The 16,964-nt window shown below is 66.5% G+C and carries 21 protein-coding genes; 12 read left to right on the forward strand and 9 right to left on the reverse strand.

The window, feature by feature from the left end:
* The first annotated feature begins 165 nt into the window (after nucleotides 1-165).
* Genes ACFVV0_RS18110 through ACFVV0_RS18120 form a run of 3 tightly spaced genes read left to right on the forward strand, consistent with a single transcriptional unit; the run spans nucleotide 166 to nucleotide 1,818 of the window.
* Nucleotides 166-597 carry a hypothetical protein gene (locus tag ACFVV0_RS18110; protein ID WP_387066254.1) on the forward strand — a complete coding sequence of 144 codons (432 nt, stop codon included), beginning with the start codon at nucleotides 166-168 and terminating at the stop codon, nucleotides 595-597.
* Nucleotides 591-806: a helix-turn-helix transcriptional regulator gene (locus tag ACFVV0_RS18115; RefSeq protein ID WP_387066255.1), complete on the forward strand. Its 216-nt coding sequence runs from the start codon at nucleotides 591-593 to the stop codon at nucleotides 804-806. Before ACFVV0_RS18110 ends, ACFVV0_RS18115 begins: the two co-directional genes overlap by 7 nt.
* 16 nt (nucleotides 807-822) lie before the next feature.
* Nucleotides 823-1,818 (forward strand): NAD(P)-dependent alcohol dehydrogenase, encoded by a 996-nt coding sequence (locus ACFVV0_RS18120; protein ID WP_387066257.1) that lies wholly within the window; start codon nucleotides 823-825, stop codon nucleotides 1,816-1,818.
* Between the two features lie 134 nt (nucleotides 1,819-1,952).
* Here the strand turns inward: ACFVV0_RS18120 and ACFVV0_RS18125 are convergent, their stop codons facing one another.
* Genes ACFVV0_RS18125 through ACFVV0_RS18140 form a run of 4 tightly spaced genes read right to left on the reverse strand, consistent with a single transcriptional unit; the run spans nucleotide 1,953 to nucleotide 4,249 of the window.
* Nucleotides 1,953-2,267: a CHY zinc finger protein gene (locus tag ACFVV0_RS18125; RefSeq protein ID WP_387066371.1), complete on the reverse strand. Its 315-nt coding sequence runs from the start codon at nucleotides 2,265-2,267 to the stop codon at nucleotides 1,953-1,955.
* A 5-nt stretch (nucleotides 2,268-2,272) separates the two neighbouring features.
* A complete protein-coding gene (locus tag ACFVV0_RS18130; protein ID WP_387066259.1) occupies nucleotides 2,273-2,869 on the reverse strand; it encodes an energy-coupling factor transporter transmembrane component T family protein in 597 nt (198 codons plus the stop codon).
* Nucleotides 2,863-3,561, reverse strand: a complete 699-nt coding sequence (locus ACFVV0_RS18135) for an energy-coupling factor ABC transporter ATP-binding protein (RefSeq protein ID WP_387066261.1) — start codon at nucleotides 3,559-3,561, stop codon at nucleotides 2,863-2,865. The genes ACFVV0_RS18130 and ACFVV0_RS18135 overlap by 7 nt, the downstream gene beginning before the upstream one ends.
* A gap of 46 nt (nucleotides 3,562-3,607) precedes the next feature.
* Nucleotides 3,608-4,249, reverse strand: a complete 642-nt coding sequence (locus tag ACFVV0_RS18140; protein ID WP_387066263.1) for a biotin transporter BioY — start codon at nucleotides 4,247-4,249, stop codon at nucleotides 3,608-3,610.
* Nucleotides 4,250-4,343: 94 nt separating this feature from the next.
* Between ACFVV0_RS18140 and ACFVV0_RS18145 the strand changes: the two genes are divergently transcribed.
* A complete protein-coding gene (locus tag ACFVV0_RS18145; RefSeq protein WP_387066268.1) occupies nucleotides 4,344-4,964 on the forward strand; it encodes a TetR/AcrR family transcriptional regulator C-terminal domain-containing protein in 621 nt (206 codons plus the stop codon).
* A gap of 50 nt (nucleotides 4,965-5,014) precedes the next feature.
* On the opposite strand, the gene ACFVV0_RS18150 is transcribed toward ACFVV0_RS18145, so the two are convergent.
* Nucleotides 5,015-5,362, reverse strand: coding sequence for a DUF3566 domain-containing protein (locus tag ACFVV0_RS18150; protein WP_387066270.1), 348 nt, complete (start codon nucleotides 5,360-5,362; stop codon nucleotides 5,015-5,017).
* 115 nt (nucleotides 5,363-5,477) lie between these two features.
* Complete coding sequence (locus ACFVV0_RS18155) at nucleotides 5,478-6,515, reverse strand: hypothetical protein (protein WP_387066272.1); 1,038 nt, start codon at nucleotides 6,513-6,515, stop codon at nucleotides 5,478-5,480.
* 47 nt (nucleotides 6,516-6,562) lie between these two features.
* On the opposite strand from ACFVV0_RS18155, the gene ACFVV0_RS18160 reads away from it, so the two are divergent.
* From ACFVV0_RS18160 to ACFVV0_RS18185, 6 genes are all read left to right on the forward strand, one after another.
* Entirely contained in the window at nucleotides 6,563-6,856 is a 294-nt protein-coding gene (locus tag ACFVV0_RS18160; protein ID WP_387066274.1) for a DUF2218 domain-containing protein, read from the forward strand.
* Between the two features lie 1,195 nt (nucleotides 6,857-8,051).
* Nucleotides 8,052-8,639, forward strand: a complete 588-nt coding sequence (locus ACFVV0_RS18165) for a hypothetical protein (RefSeq protein ID WP_387066276.1) — start codon at nucleotides 8,052-8,054, stop codon at nucleotides 8,637-8,639.
* Nucleotides 8,640-8,731: 92 nt separating this feature from the next.
* Nucleotides 8,732-8,983, forward strand: coding sequence for a hypothetical protein (locus ACFVV0_RS18170; RefSeq protein ID WP_387066278.1), 252 nt, complete (start codon nucleotides 8,732-8,734; stop codon nucleotides 8,981-8,983).
* Nucleotides 8,984-9,029: 46 nt separating this feature from the next.
* On the forward strand, nucleotides 9,030-9,698 hold the full coding sequence (locus tag ACFVV0_RS18175) for a hypothetical protein (protein ID WP_387066280.1): 669 nt from the start codon (nucleotides 9,030-9,032) through the stop codon (nucleotides 9,696-9,698).
* A 481-nt stretch (nucleotides 9,699-10,179) separates the two neighbouring features.
* Nucleotides 10,180-10,692 (forward strand): hypothetical protein, encoded by a 513-nt coding sequence (locus tag ACFVV0_RS18180; protein WP_387066282.1) that lies wholly within the window; start codon nucleotides 10,180-10,182, stop codon nucleotides 10,690-10,692.
* A 175-nt stretch (nucleotides 10,693-10,867) separates the two neighbouring features.
* Nucleotides 10,868-11,455 (forward strand): hypothetical protein, encoded by a 588-nt coding sequence (locus ACFVV0_RS18185; RefSeq protein WP_387066284.1) that lies wholly within the window; start codon nucleotides 10,868-10,870, stop codon nucleotides 11,453-11,455.
* Between the two features lie 46 nt (nucleotides 11,456-11,501).
* Here the strand turns inward: ACFVV0_RS18185 and ACFVV0_RS18190 are convergent, their stop codons facing one another.
* Nucleotides 11,502-12,140 (reverse strand): ScbR family autoregulator-binding transcription factor, encoded by a 639-nt coding sequence (locus tag ACFVV0_RS18190; protein ID WP_387066286.1) that lies wholly within the window; start codon nucleotides 12,138-12,140, stop codon nucleotides 11,502-11,504.
* A gap of 158 nt (nucleotides 12,141-12,298) precedes the next feature.
* On the opposite strand from ACFVV0_RS18190, the gene poxB reads away from it, so the two are divergent.
* Both poxB and ACFVV0_RS18200 read left to right on the forward strand, forming a co-directional pair.
* A complete protein-coding gene (poxB, locus tag ACFVV0_RS18195; RefSeq protein ID WP_387066288.1) occupies nucleotides 12,299-14,032 on the forward strand; it encodes a ubiquinone-dependent pyruvate dehydrogenase in 1,734 nt (577 codons plus the stop codon).
* Between the two features lie 75 nt (nucleotides 14,033-14,107).
* The gene (locus ACFVV0_RS18200; protein ID WP_387066291.1) at nucleotides 14,108-15,781 is read left to right on the forward strand and encodes an LCP family protein; all 1,674 of its coding nucleotides are present in this window, start codon (nucleotides 14,108-14,110) and stop codon (nucleotides 15,779-15,781) included.
* A 41-nt stretch (nucleotides 15,782-15,822) separates the two neighbouring features.
* On the opposite strand, the gene ACFVV0_RS18205 is transcribed toward ACFVV0_RS18200, so the two are convergent.
* Together ACFVV0_RS18205 and ACFVV0_RS18210 are read right to left on the reverse strand one after the other, a co-directional pair.
* Complete coding sequence (locus ACFVV0_RS18205; RefSeq protein WP_387066293.1) at nucleotides 15,823-16,308, reverse strand: MarR family winged helix-turn-helix transcriptional regulator; 486 nt, start codon at nucleotides 16,306-16,308, stop codon at nucleotides 15,823-15,825.
* Nucleotides 16,309-16,364: 56 nt separating this feature from the next.
* Nucleotides 16,365-16,910 (reverse strand): hypothetical protein, encoded by a 546-nt coding sequence (locus tag ACFVV0_RS18210; protein ID WP_387066295.1) that lies wholly within the window; start codon nucleotides 16,908-16,910, stop codon nucleotides 16,365-16,367.
* Nucleotides 16,911-16,964: the final 54 nt, after the last annotated feature.

The following is a 16,964-nucleotide window of genomic DNA, read 5'->3' on the forward strand; positions in this document are numbered from 1 at the left end:
CTCATTATCGACGGCGCCGGCTCGGGTCGGGCGGAATCGCCGGTGAGAAGTTCCTTATGCGGCCGCAATGAACAGGGGAGCGCTCTCTGCGTCGAGTAAATAATTCTTGACACGCTGTCGCGTTTGTTTTACCTTGAGCATGTCAATAATTCTTTACAGGGAGCCATGATGTCATTCGAAGAGAAGAACGCCTGGGCGTTTCTCGTCATCTCTGTGGTGGGCTACACGGTCTACCTCATCCTGGTGCTGTCGCAGACCGCGACGGTGCCGCTCGTGGAGGTCGACTACGTTCCGCCGCTGCTGTGGACGATCGGCGGCGCGATCGTCGCCGGCATCATCGGAGGCATCCTCGTCGCGATCGGATCGCCCAAACCGAACGACCGAACAGACCTGCGCGACAAGCAGATCAAATGGTTCGGCGACCGAGTCGGTCAGGCGTTCGTCGTGATCGGGGCTCTCGGAGCGATGCTGCTCGCGGTGTTCCAGGCGGACTACTTCTGGATCGCCAACGTCGTCTATCTCGGGTTCGTGGTCTCGGCGATCGTCGGATCCGTCGCGAAGCTCGTCGCCTACCGCGCGGGACTCCCCGAATGGTGAAGCCGACGAGGGTGACCAACAGCATCCGTTCGCTGCGCTTCGCGGCAGGCGAGATGACGCAGGCCGACCTCGCCGACCGGATCGGTGTGACCCGCCAGACCGTGATCGCCATCGAGCAGGGGCGGTACTCGCCCTCCCTCGAGATGGCGTTCCAGATCGCCAAGGTGTTCGGGGTTCCCCTCGACTCCGTTTTCCAGTATCCCGATTGACCCGAAAGGCACCATCATGAACGAGACAGACCGCATAACGATGATGAGAGCGATCGCGCAACGACGCTACGGATCGTACGACGTTCTCGAGGAGACCGAGCTCAGCATCCCGACGCCGGCGCCGAACGAGGTGCTGGTGCGGGTGCGGGCCGCGGGGGTGGATGCGGGCACCTGGCACCTCCTGACCGGCCGTCCGCTCCTGATGCGGGTGATCGGGTTCGGGATGCGCGGCCCGAAGCAGCCGGTGCGCGGGCTCGCGTACGCTGGCCGGGTCGAGTCCGTCGGGGCTGCGGTGACCGGCTTCGCTCCCGGAGACGACGTCTTCGGCAGCGCTGAGGCCTGCTTCGCCGAGTATCTGGTCGCGTCGGAGCCGGACGTCGTGTCGATGCCGCAAGGACTCGGGTACGAGAAGGGGGCCGCGCTGCCGATCTCCGGTGTCACGGCGATTCAGGCGGTGCGCGCCGCGGGCGTGCAGGCCGGGCAGCGCGTGCTCGTGATCGGAGCGGCGGGCGGCGTCGGCAGCTACGCCGTGCAACTCGCGGCCGGGCTCGGGGCGGCGGTCACGGGCGTGTGCAGCGGGGCGAAGGCAGACCTGGTGCGAGAACTCGGCGCCGATCGGGTGATCGACTACACCGTGGACGATGTGACAGCAGGCACGGAGAAGTGGGATGCGATCATCGACACCGCGGGCAACCGGCGGCTCTCGCGGCTGCGCGGCATCCTGGCGCCGACCGGAACGCTGGTCCTCGTCGGAGGGGAGGCGGGCGGACCGCTGCTCGGCGGGATGGGCCGGGTGGTGCTCGCGGGAGTCCTCAACGGCTTCACGAAGCAGACCCTGTCCGGGCTGATCTCCAAGGAGAACGCCACCGATCTCGCGGAGCTGGCCGGCCTGGTCGAGGCGGGCCGCCTCGACCCGGCGATCGACACGGTCTACCCGCTGGCGCACGCGGCCGACGCCATCCGGCATCTCGCCGAGGGCCGCGCTCGCGGCAAGGTCGTGCTCGCGGTCTGACGCGGCGCGCGGCGCCGCCCCGCAACGGCGCTGACTCGCGCCAGATCGACCTTCCCGCCGGCCGGGAAGGTCGATCTGCCGCGAGTCAGCGGCGACACACGGCCGACCCGCGCCGACACACGGCCGGCAGAGCCTCAGGCGGTCTGGAAGTACAGGTGGGTGTGGAGTCGGCAACCGGGGTTGAAGGCGGCGCCGCAGGTCGGGCATCCGGAGACCTGCAGGTAGTCGGCGATCGTGAGCTCGGTCGAGCAGACCCCGCAGATGACAGCGAGCTGGTCGCGCTCGCTCACGGGCCACTGCTGCGCCGGATGGTCGGCGTCTTCGAGGTGGCAGAGGTGGCACGGGTAGTAGAGGCCGCAGCAGGCGAACTTGATCGCGATGACGTCTTCCGCCGTGCCGTAGTGCACGCAGCGGGTCTGCTCGTCGATCGTCTGGCCGTGGATGCGCATCCCGGTCACCTTACGCCTCTCGCGGTGAGCGCGTCTCCGAGGTCGTCCGCATGCTTGAGCGACACCACGAGGAACGGGATCACGAACCCTTGGAGGCTCGCCCGGGCGCCCCGCGCCCGCTGGGCCTCGCGAACGCCGGCCGCCAGGCGGGCGAGCACCGGGATGGTGTTGACGGCGACCGCGAGCACGATGGCGATGCGCGCCGGGTCGACCCCGAACCGGGCGAACGGTCGGAGTCCCCGCTCGAACGCGTCGAGCAGGTCGGACACGCGCGTCGTCAGCACGAGCAGGGAGGCAAGCAGCACAGCGGCGAGTACCCGCGTGGTGTTGGCCACGGCGGCCTCGGTGCCGAGGAACAGCAGCTGACACGTCAGCGTGATGAGGATCAGCCAGCGCACCGAGCGCGTCTGCCGGCCGAGTTCGCGCCAGCCGAGCCCCGCGACGAGGTAGCCGACGGTCGCGACCAGCGCAGCAACCGCGGCCGCCCAGAACGTCGACGGCAGGAACGAGACGGCCATCACGACCACGAGCAGCCCGGCCGCTTTCGGGCCGGCGGGTGCGCGGTGCAGCCACCCGGTTCCCGGCCGGTAGAGCGTCAGCATCGCAGGCTCACCTCGTAACGGTCCACGACCTCGGCCGGCTCGCCGACGTCGATCAGCCGGCCGTCCTCGAAGCGCACGGCGACGTCGCACCGCGCGGCCAGTCGCAGATCGTGGGTCACGAGCACCAGCTGGCGCCCGGCGGCAGCGGCCGCGTCGGAGAGGAGGTGGTCGGCGATCCGGATGCTGTTGCGAGCATCCAGATACGCCGTCGGTTCGTCTGCGATCACCAGCGAGGGGTTCCGGATGAGCGCGGCACATAGCGCGAGCAGCTGCTTCTGCCCGCCCGAGAGGTCGTGCGAAGGCTGGGCGGCGAGTTCCGCCAGCCCGAACTCGGCGAGTGCCGCCTCGACGCGCGCGGCGGACTCGGAGCGGGGGAGGCGCTCGCCGCGCAGCGAGAAGGCGGCGTCTTCGGCCACGGTCGGCATGATGATCTGGGCGTCCGGATTGCTGAACACGAACGAGGTGCGGCGGCGGTGGGCAGCGGCATCCCGCACGGGATCGAGACCGTGCACGCTCAACGCGCCCGCTGTCGGGGCGATCAGGCCGCCGAGGAGCCGGGCGAACGTCGACTTGCCCGAGCCGTTGGATCCGATCACGGCGATCCGCCCCTGATCGAGCGTCAGGGTCACGCCGTCGAGGGCGACCCGGTCGCCGAGGCTCACGGTGACGTCGCGGAGGGAGAGCTCGCTCATCGGCGCATCCTCCGGCTCACGCGGCGCCGCATCCGTCGGCGCGGCATCACGGAACACGGGTGCCGGGCTCGGAGTCGACCGCAGCGTCTGCGGCCGCCTCCTTTACGGCCGGCGCGGCCGGGCGCTGGGCGAAGCGGAAGGCACGGGGATACGCGCGCACGAGCGTCATGGTGATCGCGGTGGCGATGACCGCTTTGACGATGTCGCCCGGCAGGAACACGGTGCTCTGCAGCGCGGTCTCGGCGAGCGGGAGCCGCGTGATCAGCGACTGCACCGGGATGCCGAACGCGTAGACGACGAGGATGCCACCGACCACCGCACCGAGGATCGTTCGCGGCCAGGTCGGTTTGCGGCCTCCGGCGTGCACGATCGCGCCTGTGACGAAGGCGCCGAAGATCCAGCCGACGATGTAGCCGCCCGACGGACCGAGGAACACGGCGATTCCACCGGCCCCTCCTGAGAGCAGCGGGAGGCCGACAGCGACGAGCACGACGAACACGAGCATCGAGAGCGCCCCACGCCACGGGCCGAGAATCGCGCCGGCCAGCATCACGCCGAGTGTCTGCGCGGTGATCGGGACCGCGCCGAAGACGGAGATCCCGCCCGGCAGTCCGAGCACGGCGACGATGGCGGCGAACACCGCGATCCGCGCGATGTCGGTGGCGTCGATACGCAGTCGACGAGTCATGGGGAACCTTGCTTTCTGTGGTGCTTCCGGAGGTTTCTTGAACGCCGTTCACCTGAACACCGTTCACCTGAACTGCGTTCACTATACTGACGGCATGGCCGGAACGGAAAGCGCGAACTCCAGAAACGTGCGGCACTCCCGCGACGACGTCGCCGAGGCCGCCCTGCGCATCCTCGACGAGCTCGGGTTGCCCGACCTCACGATGCGGCGGCTGGGCGCCGCGCTCGACGTGCAGCCGAGCGCCCTCTACTGGCACTTCCCCAACAAGCAGACACTGCTGGCCGAACTGGCCGACCGCATCGTCGCGCAGCACGCGCCCGCCGTCGATCCCGACGCCGACTGGGTCGCCCGCACCCGCGCCGAGTCAGCGGGGCTCCGGGATGCTCTGCTCGCCTACCGCGACGGGGCAGAGGTGGTCTCCAGCACGTTCGCGCTCGGGCTCGGCGCATCCGCCCCCCTGGAGCGTCTCAGCGCAGCGATCGCTGCCGGTGGCTTCGACGACGAGACCGCTCACCGTGCGGCCACCGCCCTGCTTCACTTCATCCTCGGCCACGTCTCGCACGAACAGCAGCGACTCCAGTACGACAGTCTCGGTGTGCTCGCCGATGGGGCGACTCCGGATGCGCTCGACGGCGGCGTCGACCAGGGCGAGGCGTTCGAGTTCGGCGTGACGCTGCTCGTGACGGGACTGGAGCGGCTCGCCGTTTCACGCTGAACGCCGCGCGCTCGCCCGTCGTCGCGACCGTTGCGGTTGCGAGCTGCGGCTCAGTCGTTGCCGAAGCCGACCTTCGCGCCGCCGGTCACCCGCACGGCCAGGTTGAAGAGGGCGGCGAACACGGCGCCGAGCGCGGTGACGATGATCAGCTCCAGCAACGCGACCACACCGGTGAAGGCCATCACGCTCTCGAACGTCATCCCGTCGAGGAGTGAGGAGCCCTGCGCGCCGGCGATGTCGGTGAGCAGACCGCGGGCGGTGTCGAGGAGGCCTGTGCTGGCGAGCACGTTCCAGGCGAGGAACGTGATGACGATGGTCACGGCCGCCAGCGCGAACGCCACGAGGAACGCGAGCTTCACGCTCGACCATGCGTCGATGAAGACGAGAAGAAGCGTCACCCGCTTTTTCTTGCGTTTCGTGCTCACTGCTGCCCCGCATCCGTCACCGTGGTTCTGGCCGGCGATCCCCGATGTCAGTGTACCGGCGAGCCTGTCGAGAAGCTGGGCGCCGCGGTCACCGTGCCGTGAACAGGTCGATCAGCCACCAGCCGACGAGGAAGGCCGCGATCACGAGGCCCAGCACCGGGAACGACTGCCGCAGCCGGCGGCCTTGGGGCGCGATCGAGCGCCCCGGTTCGGCGCCGGCGTGATCGTCGCTGTAGCGTCCCGCCCGGTCGGTGGTCTTGCTGCCGACGGTGGCCAGGATGCGGAACAGCCGCCGCACGACGGACGCATCCGTCATGCGGAACGGGGCCGAGGAGTAGACGAGCATCCAGTCGTCGACGACCTCCACATCGAACGCCTGGGCCTCGTCGATGAGCAGGGCCATCAGGTCGGGCGTCAGCAGGTAGAGGGCGTCGCGTTCGTATTCGCGCGGGCAGTACAGCGTGAAGTACCGGTCGAAGTCGCCTTCGAGCGAGAGACGCTGCGAGCGTGCGAAGACCTCGGGCAGGTTGGTGGCGCCGAAGAGTCCGTTGTTGCTCTTGGCGTCGAGCAGGATGTGCGGCATCGGCCGGTCGAGCCGCACAGCGAGGTACCCCCAGTGGTGCACCTGACGTGACTTGCCCGATCCAGTCGTGTACTCGTAGTTCCCGATGTCGAAGTAGCGTCCGGTCGTGGCGGTGAGCCGGTCCCGGATGCGGCGCTCCGACCCCTCCTGGAAGATCGCGCCGGCGTAGGCGGGCGGGCCGGTGACCGGGGTGAAGGTCAGGCCGTTGGCGCGTGCGAAGCGGTCGAGGCGCATCCAGCCGCCCCACTTGGTCCGCGACGCCAGCATCGAGAGCGCCACGGCCACGGCGATGCCGACCACTGCGACAACCAGAAAGAGCGCGGACGACCCGGGCGAGCCGGTCGCGAAGGAGGCGAACACGGGGATGAAGACGAAGATGGCCACCATCGCGCCGATCACCGTCCAGAGGACCACCGCGATCGTGTTGCGGCTCCACGGCGCACCGCTTGCTCGTGTCTCGCGTCGGTACGCGGCGACCTCGGCCATCGTGATCGGCCTGGTCAGGGCGGAGAAGTCGGCGGTCGCCGGAAAGGTCTCGGGCACGAGCCCACCCTATCGACGCCGGGTGACCGGTGAGTATCGTGGGGCAGGTGAACGAATATGCGCTCTCCTCCCGCGCCGAAGTGCGCACCGACCGCCCGGAACGCTGGGCCAAACAACTCGTCTCGCACTTGAGCACCAAGCTGACGACGCGAGAGGTTCCCAACGGCCACGCGCTGGACATCGGCGATGCGGAGGGTCGCGTGTTGGTCGAACCCGGCAGGATCGTGCTGACGGCGGTGGCCGACGACGAGGAGACCCTCGAGCGCGTGGAGACCGTTCTCGCGAGCCACCTCGAACGCTTCGGCGCGGCCGAGGGCTTCAAGGTCGACTGGGAGCGCTGACCGGCTGAAACATACCGTCCGTCCGGTTGCGTGTATCATTTTCGGGAGGGCGCCGACGCCGCTCGACCGTCGCAGATTGGGGGTGTGACGGTCCCCGTCGGCGCCTTTTCGGCGTCGGCGGACGTGTCTGCTGAGTCGTGTTCCGCATCCGGCCGGTGAGCGTTGGCCCTTGTTCTGGGCGCATTCCTGTACGAACTCTCACGATTCTTTGGTTTCTTGCAGTAACGCACGTCGATAGGTTCAGCTCAATGGACCCACTGGAAACCATCCGCCGGCTCACGAAGGTCATGCAATATGTCGCGTGGGGAATACTCGGTTGCATCAGGCTACATTGCCGGACACACGGAGGTGTTGGTGCGTACTTCAAGGGCATTTTCTAGCGTCCAATTGCGAACGTGGTCTCGTGCCACCTTCATTGCTGGCTCTGCGCTTCTCGTCTGCGTGCTCGCAGTGCAACTGATTCTTCCTGCACTGCAATTGACGTGGTTGACGGGCCCGATTGCTTTTGCGACCGTGTTTGGTGGGTCCTTTCTGCGTATTCGGGGAGGCCAGCAGAAAGAAGAAGAGGACCGACTGGTGTCGGATGCCGCGTCGTCGATTCAGGGCGAAGACGCTGACGGCGGCGACCGGCGGCGCACGGAGGAAGATTAGGTTTGCTCCGAATGAGCAACTTGGGCCTACTTCGAGACTGCGCACTTCAGTTGGGACCGCCTGCAGAGTCCAGCCGTCCTTCGGCAGAAAGTCACCGTGTGGTCATCGGCGGGATCGTCACAGCGTTGGGTCACTCATGACGGCGTTTGCCGCAATCGCATTGTGCGTCGGAGCTGGGTTCGTGCTCGCAGGTGTGAGTCTGGTGTTTTTGCGAGCCATGGCTTCCGAGTGGCTGATCATACGAGCTCAACGCGCCGACGTGCGGCCACCGTTGTTCATCAACTCCAGATATCTTCTCTTCGTCGGCGTTTTCACCGTCGTGGTCGGGGCTATTGCGATAGTGCTTGGTGCAACTCGATAGGCGTAGCGCGTAGCTGGAACTCGTCGCGGTGGTCGAGGACGTCGATCGGGGTGACGCTCGTGCCGAACTACCAGCGAACCAAGAGGCAACCGATCATCGCCGAGCGTCAGACGCTCACAGCACGGCATAGCGAGCGCCCGGCCGGGCCGCCTCGTCGGGAACGGTAACCCAGGAGGAGTGCAGATGTTTACGTTCAGCAGGGCCTTCTCCGTCGCGCAAGTAGTTCTCGCTGTCTTGGCTCCGATGGTGGTGCTCGTCGGCGTCCTCTTCTTCGCTGGAAACGGTCGGCCGTCGGAGAACCTTGTGATGGCTCTCATCGCCTTCGTCGCATTCGTTGCGCTGGTGGCTCTCGCCAGACTGGTGAATCTCTCAGTCGTCGCCGCGAGCCGAAAATCGCTGCCGAACTCAGCTGAATCGCTTGCCCGATTCGGCGGCTACCTGAATCGAAAGTCATACGAGAGGCTTGTGCCTTCGTTTGTATCCGGAGCGCTCCGATACCAGGCATCCTTGCCGCTCACAGTCCTGGCGGACGACAGAGAAGTCAAGATATGGACCAGATCTCCGTCCGTGGCGATCCTCAGCATTCCGTGGGTGTCAATCCAGAGCTTCTCCGCCATCGACAGGCCCTTTCGCAGGGCTGTTGAGATTCACGGTAGCCATCCGCTTCCGATCACGCTCGTTCTCCAATCGGAGCGCTTCTTCGGAGCGAAGCCCGACGTTCGAACATTGGTTGCCCAGCTCGAAAGCAAAATCTCGGCCTCGAGTAATTGAGATCAAGAATCGCCTCGCTGAATTCCGCTACGCTGCGGGTGCGAAGTTGGATGTAGCGCCGGCGGCGGCTAGGCGTGGCAGAAGGAAGAGACATGGGAACTGTACTGCCGAACCTTATCGTCGGGCCGATAGCGCTGTGCCTGGGCATTCTGGTATTCATCTTTCGCGCACGAATTCGCGACTGGACAGTGGACTCCCAGGGGGCGATGTTCGGGCACAAGACTGCTGAGACAGCAGGGCGGCTGCAGACGCCGATCTGGGTCGGTGTTGCCGGGATATTCATCGCCGCTATTGGGGTCCTAATGATTGTCGGTGGCATCGCAGTTCTCTTGGCGGCAAAGTGATGACGAATGGCAGTATCAAAGGAACTTCGAGCGAGGATAGGGTTTCGTGAAGGACAGGCAAACTGCGCGTAGTGCCTATTGGCTGTCGGGTGCATCCTTGCTGGTAGTGAGTGGCGCAGCTGTGCGACTCATAGCCCAATTTGCGCAGTCCCCTGATCGGAGCAGTCGTAATCTGGCTATCTTCCTCACCGTTCTTGTGGGGGCGGTGATCCTCTGCGTCGTCTCCACGCTCATCTACTCGGTTGTCAAAGTTGCTGAGGCGTCACGGGTGAAACGGAATGTGCCAGACGCCTATGTCTTCATCGCCCGCGTCTCGGAAGACTTCCTTGAAACGATGAACAGCTTCGCGTTAGCGGACGCCTCACGGCCCCTGAGGCGCGGCTTGGCCAATCCCGTGCTCAGCATTGATTCTGAAGCGATATCCGTCTGGCGTGGAATCCGTGATCCGAAACGGGCAGCCAGCTTTCCCGCGAGCGAGGTGGTGGCGATCGTGGTGGAGGAGTCCCGGAAGCGCGGGTTTCGGCAGTCCAGTCTGGTGATGACTGTCGCCGGAACAGACCGTGAACTCAGGTGGAGGGTCCAAAAGCTGGGCCTGCTCGGCCTATGGCCGGTGCGGCACAAAGCCATCAAAGCTGCGCGGGCAAGGATTGTGGGTCTCACGATCGGTTCAGCGGAATCGTCCACGACCGAACTGGGGAGTTGGGATAGGGGATGAGCGAATCGCCTCCGAAGGCTCGCTTGTGCTGGGCCTCACTCATCGTCACCGTATCTCGGAGGTTCTGGCGGATCGGCGTTGGCTTTGGAGGACGAAATGACACAAGACGATCTGCCCGATGAGGATGTTCCTGCCATCCCGCAATCTCCAATCCCCGGCTACTATCGGTACACCCCAGGTGTGAATCGCTGGCTTTACCACGACGGAGAAAGGTGGGTCGGCGATCCGGTCAAGCTTCCCTGGTACAAGATTCCGCTGCCGTGGGCGAGGGGCCGAGCGCCCCTTGGAGCTCTAGTCGGCGTGCTTGCGGCCGGGGTATTGGTCGCGATCGGGAGCTGGTTGGGCGTCCTGAGATGAGCTCCCGCCGCCACGTATCCATACATAGAACTAGCAGTTTGGAATGGGATCCGATCAATGGGATTGATTCCGTCAGCACTACGACCTTGCTTGGCCCACAGGCAAGTTGTCTCAGTGGAGTGCCGTGAACGTCAGTGAAGCAGTAACGATCCGCAAAGCGACCGAGGTGGCCGCACCGAGCGAGTCGGACATCAAGTATGGATATCTCCGGGGTCTTCTGTCGCCAGCGGATTGTGTGAGCTACTTCTCGCAACAGATGGCGGAAGGTGCTCCGCTCAGCGGACCAGCCGAGCAGATTGCTCTTTTGCTTTCGGACGAGCTCGAAAAGTTTGAGGTCCTCGCGAGGGGCCTTGCGAGTCCACGTGGAGCGGAGTCAAGACGGTATTGGATTCTTGTAGCGCTCGTTGTGGCCTCAGATCAACGCCCACGAAGCATCGAGAATGTCGAAGATGCGTACGAGTTCTTCGACTCCGACGAATCGTTGCTGGATTTTGTGCCGTGGATACGGCCGGACTTCAACATCCCGAGTGAGGAGAAACTCTTCCGGCGACTCGGGTCATACATTGCAGGCGAAACGGAGTGGGCGAAGAGCCGGCCTGGCGCAAAAGCGGACGAAGCTGAATGCCGACACGAATAGGTGCCGGTTCGCGAAGCGCGGATGTCGTGACCGAATCAACGGGTTGCCTTACAGACGTTCACCCCTGCCGGTCTCACCTTCGGTGCGGCGGGCGTTACGCTGCTGTTCGGCGGGGAAGCAGGCGCAGCGATCACCGGTCTAGCATCCACTACTGGCAAAGCCGGGAGGCAAACAAATGAGACTCTCGGCAAGGATCGCCCTCTATTGCCTGGTGGGCATCGTCCTCATAATCACGTCGGTGTCCCAGATCGCGCGGCTGTACGGCTCGGGATCACGCTTTGCGGCATCCACGTTCCTCGGCCTGTTCCTGGCAGTTGTAGTCGTGCTGGTGATCTATCTGAGCTTCGCCGCGGCTGTAGGTCGCATGCTCAGCAAGGTCCGCAAACGCAATCGAAATGGTGTCCAGATCCTGTTCGCAGCAGACGAACGGCTCTGGGAACCAGCCGCTCCGACCGGGCCGATTCCCCGAGTCCGCTACGGGGTCATGGATGCATCGCCCGATGGTTTGCGATTCTTTGCAGGCGTCAACGACCCGCAGGTTCGCGTGTTCATCGCCGCACCGCTCGTGGAGCGCATGACTGTTGGTAGTGGAAGGCTCGGCCTGCGCAGAATTCGCAGCCTCGAGGTGAGGCTTCGTCCGGGAGCTTCGACCGCGCCACTGATCTGCTTTCCCATCCGACCCACATTCGCGGCGGAGAATCCATCGATCCTCCAGCACAAGTTCATCGAGGCCCAGAAGTTGCTCACTGGTGCGTTGAACTGATCGCTCGGTCCCTGCTGCGCTCAAGTTGCGTGATCGCGGCTGCCCGTCAGCGATCGGCAGCAATCAACTCGGGCAGCCCTTTGAGCGCCTCGTACCGCTCCGCCCGCACGATCCCCGGCAGCAGGATCGCCCACATCTGCTGCACGCGCTCGCGCAGATCCTTGCGGCCGGTCATCGTCTCCGACACGAGCTGAACCCCCGTGAAAGCGGGGATGATGAAGTGTGCCAGGATCGCGGGCTCGACCCGCGGGTCGACATCGCCCTCGTCGATGGCGCGGCTGGTGAGTGTCTCGAAGGTGGCCAGCCAGTCCTCGTAGGGGTCGGCGACAGGGCGTTCGAAGTTGGAGACCTCGGTTGTGAGACGGATGCCCGCCTGCACGATCCGGTCGCTGAGCAGCTGGCCCGCGAGGCCGGCGCACAGCCGGATCATCGTCTCGAGCGCCGGGTATCCCTGCTCCATGATGGCGGTGCCGGCAGAGAACGAGATCTCGTGCTGGCGCTGGATGACGGCCCGGGCGATGTCGTCCTTCGACGGGAAGTGGAAGTACAGCGCGCCCTTGGTGACGGATGCGGCGGTCGCGATGTCCGCGATCGAAGCGCTGCCGTATCCCTGACGCTCGAAGACCGCGGCCGCGCCCGCGACGATGGCTTCTCTGGTGAGCTGAGCACGAGCCTGCTTGACCATGCGGGACGACTCCTGAGGTCGGTTCCGGGCTGAACCTCGTCCCCGGTGTCCCCCCTCCGGAAACGGCTACCACCCACCGTAATGGAAGAGGGGTGCCGATGAGCAGTGGCGGGCGTAAGTTCGTAGGCGTCCACCCCCACCACTGCCAGGAGGTCTCCATGCCGACCGTCGCCGACACCATCGTCGAGATCATCGAGAACGCCGGAGTGAAACGGGTCTACGGCCTCCCCGGCGACTCGCTCAACGGCTTCACGGATGCGCTGCGCCGGGCCGGAACGGTGGCGTGGCAGCACGTGCGCCACGAGGAGGCGGCAGCGTTCGCCGCCGGCGCGGAGGCGTCGCTCACCAACGAACTGGCCGTCTGCGCGGGCAGCTGCGGACCGGGCAACCTGCACTTCATCAACGGTCTGTTCGACGCGAACCGCAACCGGGTCCCGGTGCTCGCGATCGCCGCGCACATCCCCGAGGCGGAGATCGGGAGCACCTACTTCCAGGAGACGCACCCGCAGGAGCTCTTCCGCGAGTGCAGCGTCTACTGCGAGCTGGTCAGTGTGCCGGAGCAGCTTCCGCGGGTGCTCGAGATCGCGATGCGCACGGCGATCGAACGGCGGGGCGTCGCCGTCATCGTGGTTCCAGGCGAGGTCTTTCTGAAGGACTCCGTCGGCCGGCGCCCATCGGCGGCGATCACCTACTCGCCGCGCATCACCCGGCCCGAAGCGTCCGGGCTGCAGGCCGCGGCCGACCTGCTCAACTCCGCGCGCAAGGTCACGATCCTCGGCGGTGCCGGCACCGAGGGAGCGCACGGCCACCTGCTCGCGATCGCCGAGAAGCTGCAGGCGCCCATCGTCCACGCGCTGCGCGGCAAGGAGTTCATCGAGTACGACAACCCCTACGACGTCGGGATGACCGGGCTGCTGGGGTTCTCATCCGGCTACCGGGCGATGGAGAGCTGCGACGCGCTGCTCATGCTCGGCACCGACTTCCCGTATCAGCAGTTCTATCCGTCGAAGGCGAAGGTCATCCAGGTCGACATCCGGGGCGAGCAGCTCGGCCGGCGCACCCCCATCGACCTGGGGCTGGTCGGCAGCGTTCGGGACACGGTGGATGCGCTGCTCCCGCTCCTCAAGGACCGCAACGACACGAAGCACCTCGACGCATCGACGGCCCACTACGCGAAGGCGCGCAAGAGCCTCGATGAGCTGGCCGTGAACGATCGCGACCGCACGCCCATCCACCCCCAATACCTCGCCCGCCTGATCAGCGAGCTCGCCACCGAGGATGCGGTGTTCATCCCCGACGTCGGATCGCCCGTGGTGTGGGCGGCCCGCTACCTGCGCATGAACGGAGCGCGTCGGCTGATCGGGTCGTTCTCGCACGGCAGCATGGCGAACGCGCTGCCGCAGGCCGTCGGGGTGCAATCCGCGTTTCCGGAACGGCAGGTGGTCGCGCTCGCCGGGGACGGCGGCCTGGCGATGCTGCTGGGGGAGCTGCTCACGCTGCGGCAGAACAAGCTGCCGGTGAAGATCGTCGTGTTCAACAACTCCTCGCTGAACTTCGTCGAGGTCGAGATGAAGGCCGCCGGATTCGTGAACTTCGGCACGGGGCTCGACAATCCGAACTTCGCCGACGTCGCGACGGCGGTGGGGCTTTACGGCCAGCGCGTCGAGAAGCCCGGCGACCTCGAGGGTGCGCTGCGGGCGGCGTTCGAGCACGACGGGCCTGCGCTGGTGGATGTTGTCGTCGCGCGGCAGGAACTGTCCATTCCGCCCGCGATCACGGCCGAGCAGGTCAAGGGATTCACGCTCTACGCACTGCGCACGATCATGTCGGGCCGCGGCGACGAGCTGATAGATCTCGCAGACACGAACGTGTTCCGGCGGATGTTCGACTGAGAGCCCCCTGACGATTCGTCGGGAAACGCCGGGTTCGCCAGTCGTTTCGCAGGCGTCGCCCAATAACGTTTGCGTGTGCGACGCCCCAGCTTTCCCCAACCTGACGAGCCCCGCGACGAGCGGGAGCCGGCCACCGAGATCTTCGGCCGCGTTCCCGAGCGCGACCCGCGGCGGCCCGTGCGTGCGACGCGCCCGGCGGATGGGCGTGGGCAGGCGGCTGCGCAGGGTGCTGCTGGTGGCGTGGGCGATCTCTTCGGCAGCGGCTTCGGCAGCAACGGCGGCGGCAACAACGGCGGCAACGGCGGCGACGACGGCGGGAGCGGACCGGGGGAACCCGGCGGCCCAGGCAAGCCGCGCAAGCGCCGCAGCCGCACCAAGCGAATCCTCGGCTGGACGGCTTTCGGCCTCGCCGTCGTGCTGGTGGTGGTCGGCGGATACGCGGCGTACAGCTACTTCCGCTTTGTCAACGGCGTGAAGCACGTCGACGCCATCTCCCAGTCGAACAAGCCGTCGACGGATGCGGACGGAACCGACCAGAACATCCTGCTCGTCGGCGACGACCACCGTCCCGACAACGCGTCGCAGGCCGAACTCGACCAGCTCGGCACCACCGCAGACGGCGGAGGCACGAACACCGACACGATGATGATCCTGCACATCCCCGCCGACGGCCGGTCCGCGACCCTCATCTCGCTTCCGCGCGACTCGTGGGTCGAGGTGCCCGGTCACGGCATGAACAAGCTCAACTCCGCGTTCTCCATGGGCGGCGGAAACAGCAACCCGGCGGGCGGCGCGCAGCTGCTCATCCAGACCGTGCAGAACCTCACCGGGCTGACGATCGACCACTACGTGCGTGTCTCGCTGCTCGGCTTCTACGACATCGCGAACGCGCTCGGCCCCATTCAGGTGTGCCTGAACAACGCGGTCGACGACCCGTACTCGCAAGCGGTCTTCCCGGCAGGCGTGTCGACACTCGACGCGCACCAGGCGCTCGCGTTCGTGCGTCAGCGCCACGGTCTGCCGCGCGGCGATCTCGACCGGGTCGTGCGCCAGCAGTACTTCCTCTCCGTCGAGGCACGCAAGTTCCTCTCGGCCGGCACCCTGCTCAATCCGGGCAAGCTCACGAAGGTGCTGGATGCGGTGAGCGGCTCGCTCGAGACAGACCCCGGACTCAACTTCCTCTCCCTCGCAGCCCAGCTGCAGGGCCTGACGGGCGGCAAGATCCAGTCGGCGACCATCCCGATCTCCGGCACGCCCACGATCCGCGTCAACGGCCAGAACCTCTCGATCGTCCAGGTCGACACCGCCGCGATGCCAGCGTTCATCCAGAGCCTCGTCAGCCCGCCGAGTCCGAGCGCGTACGACAAGGCGACCGCGGCCAAGCCCGCCGATACGACCGTCACCGTGCTCAACGGCGGCAGCGCGAACGGTGCCGCGACCGCGGCGACGCAGACCCTGGCGGCGGCCGGCTTCACGACGGGCACGCCGGGGGATGCGAACACCAGCGCGACCACGGTCATCCAGTACCCAGCGGGGCAGGAGGCGCAGGCCAAGGCGGTCGCGGCGTTCCTGCCCGGAGCGACCGTTCAGGAGACCGCGTCGGTCAAGGGCGTCACCGTGGTGCTCGGCGAGGACGGGATCATGCCCGCCGCGCCGACCGCCGGTGCGCCGGCCGGAGGTGCGCCCGCCGTGACGCCCACGCCGAGCTCGCCCGCCCACAACTACAGCGACACGGTCTGCATCAACTGACCGGCGGACGGCGTTGGTCCGGCAGCGCAGGCAGTGCGGCCTCAGGCGCCCGGCTCGTCCTCGATGGCGGCGAGCATCCGGCGCGAGATGTCCAGGAAGTCTGCCTGCTGCTCGTCGGTCAGCGGATCGAAGAGGATGCGCCGGATCGTCGCCGTGTGCTCCGGCAGCACCCGCACCACGACTCGCCGGCCTTCGCCGGTGAGGTGGATGTAGCTGGCCCGCTTGTCCTCGGAGCACTCCTGCCGGTCCACGAGACCGCGGGCCTCCATCCTGGTGACCTGGTGCGAGACGCGGCTCTTCTCCCAGCCGGTCACCGCCACGAGCTCACGCACCCGCAGCCTTCGACCGGGGGAGCGCACGAGCGCCATCAGCACCTCGAGCTCCGAGATCGACACGCCGGCGTCGCGTTGCAGCTGGGCGTCGAGCGCACGGTCGAAGCCGCGGCGCATCCGGTAGAAGGTGGAGAAGAGTTCGTCCTCTTGCTCTGTCAGCTTCCGCGGATCGGGTTTCGGGAATGCGCTGGGCATATGCCATCCTCCCATGCCACCCGTGCCGGGAGCGGGTATCGGCGAAGCGCGCCGGGTCAGTGGGCGAGCTGCTCGAGAAGGATCACCGCGACGCCGAGCGCCACGATGGCTCCGAGGGCGAGCAGCCGCTTGCCGAAGCTCAGTCTGGTGCGCCTCACCGCGATCAGCGCGATGACGGCGAGGGAGACGATCAGGGCGATGAGCGAGATCCTCAACGCCGTTCCGTTCTCGATCACGCCGAACGCGGCGAGCCCGAGCGCGATGGCGGGCACGCCCAGAACGGTGAGGGCACGGGATGCGACGGCCACCATGTGCCGGAACTCGCGCGAGCTCGGCAAGGTGTTGTGCACGATCATGTGGGAGATGAGATCGGAGGCGAGGCCGGCGAGCAGCACGCCCGCGACCGAGATCACCAGGGTCCACAGCACGTCGCCGGCGCGAGGCGTTTCGGCGTGGCTGCCCAGTGCGACGAGCACCGCCAGGGCCGTGAACGTGGCGTAGATGCGTTCGCGCAGCCGATCGCCGGCCGCGCGGCGTTCCTCCTCGGTCGCGTCGTCGGGGAGCTCGGTGTCGTCCGGTCGTCTGCGCTCTGGCCTCGCCATCCGTGCCCCTTTTCGCTCGGGCGTCGAGCCTACCGTCGGGTTAGGCTCGACGTG

The sequence above is a fragment of the Leifsonia sp. NPDC058230 genome, assembly GCF_042882245.1.
Classification (GTDB): Bacteria; Actinomycetota; Actinomycetes; order Actinomycetales; family Microbacteriaceae; genus Leifsonia.

Excerpts from the sequence above, each read along its gene's own strand:
- ACFVV0_RS18125 (WP_387066371.1), bottom strand. The coding sequence starts at position 2,267 with ATGCGCATCCACGGCCAGACGATCGACGAGCAGACCCGCTGCGTGCAC.
- ACFVV0_RS18110 (WP_387066254.1), top strand. The coding sequence starts at position 166 with ATGATGTCATTCGAAGAGAAGAACGCCTGGGCGTTTCTCGTCATCTCT.
- ACFVV0_RS18210 (WP_387066295.1), bottom strand. The coding sequence starts at position 16,910 with ATGGCGAGGCCAGAGCGCAGACGACCGGACGACACCGAGCTCCCCGAC.
- ACFVV0_RS18205 (WP_387066293.1), bottom strand. The coding sequence starts at position 16,308 with ATGCCCAGCGCATTCCCGAAACCCGATCCGCGGAAGCTGACAGAGCAA.
- ACFVV0_RS18170 (WP_387066278.1), top strand. The coding sequence starts at position 8,732 with ATGGGAACTGTACTGCCGAACCTTATCGTCGGGCCGATAGCGCTGTGC.
- ACFVV0_RS18145 (WP_387066268.1), top strand. The coding sequence starts at position 4,344 with ATGGCCGGAACGGAAAGCGCGAACTCCAGAAACGTGCGGCACTCCCGC.
- ACFVV0_RS18120 (WP_387066257.1), top strand. The coding sequence starts at position 823 with ATGAACGAGACAGACCGCATAACGATGATGAGAGCGATCGCGCAACGA.
- ACFVV0_RS18135 (WP_387066261.1), bottom strand. The coding sequence starts at position 3,561 with ATGAGCGAGCTCTCCCTCCGCGACGTCACCGTGAGCCTCGGCGACCGG.
- poxB (WP_387066288.1), top strand. The coding sequence starts at position 12,299 with ATGCCGACCGTCGCCGACACCATCGTCGAGATCATCGAGAACGCCGGA.
- ACFVV0_RS18140 (WP_387066263.1), bottom strand. The coding sequence starts at position 4,249 with ATGACTCGTCGACTGCGTATCGACGCCACCGACATCGCGCGGATCGCG.
- ACFVV0_RS18190 (WP_387066286.1), bottom strand. The coding sequence starts at position 12,140 with ATGGTCAAGCAGGCTCGTGCTCAGCTCACCAGAGAAGCCATCGTCGCG.
- ACFVV0_RS18130 (WP_387066259.1), bottom strand. The coding sequence starts at position 2,869 with ATGCTGACGCTCTACCGGCCGGGAACCGGGTGGCTGCACCGCGCACCC.
- ACFVV0_RS18185 (WP_387066284.1), top strand. The coding sequence starts at position 10,868 with ATGAGACTCTCGGCAAGGATCGCCCTCTATTGCCTGGTGGGCATCGTC.
- ACFVV0_RS18115 (WP_387066255.1), top strand. The coding sequence starts at position 591 with ATGGTGAAGCCGACGAGGGTGACCAACAGCATCCGTTCGCTGCGCTTC.
- ACFVV0_RS18165 (WP_387066276.1), top strand. The coding sequence starts at position 8,052 with ATGTTTACGTTCAGCAGGGCCTTCTCCGTCGCGCAAGTAGTTCTCGCT.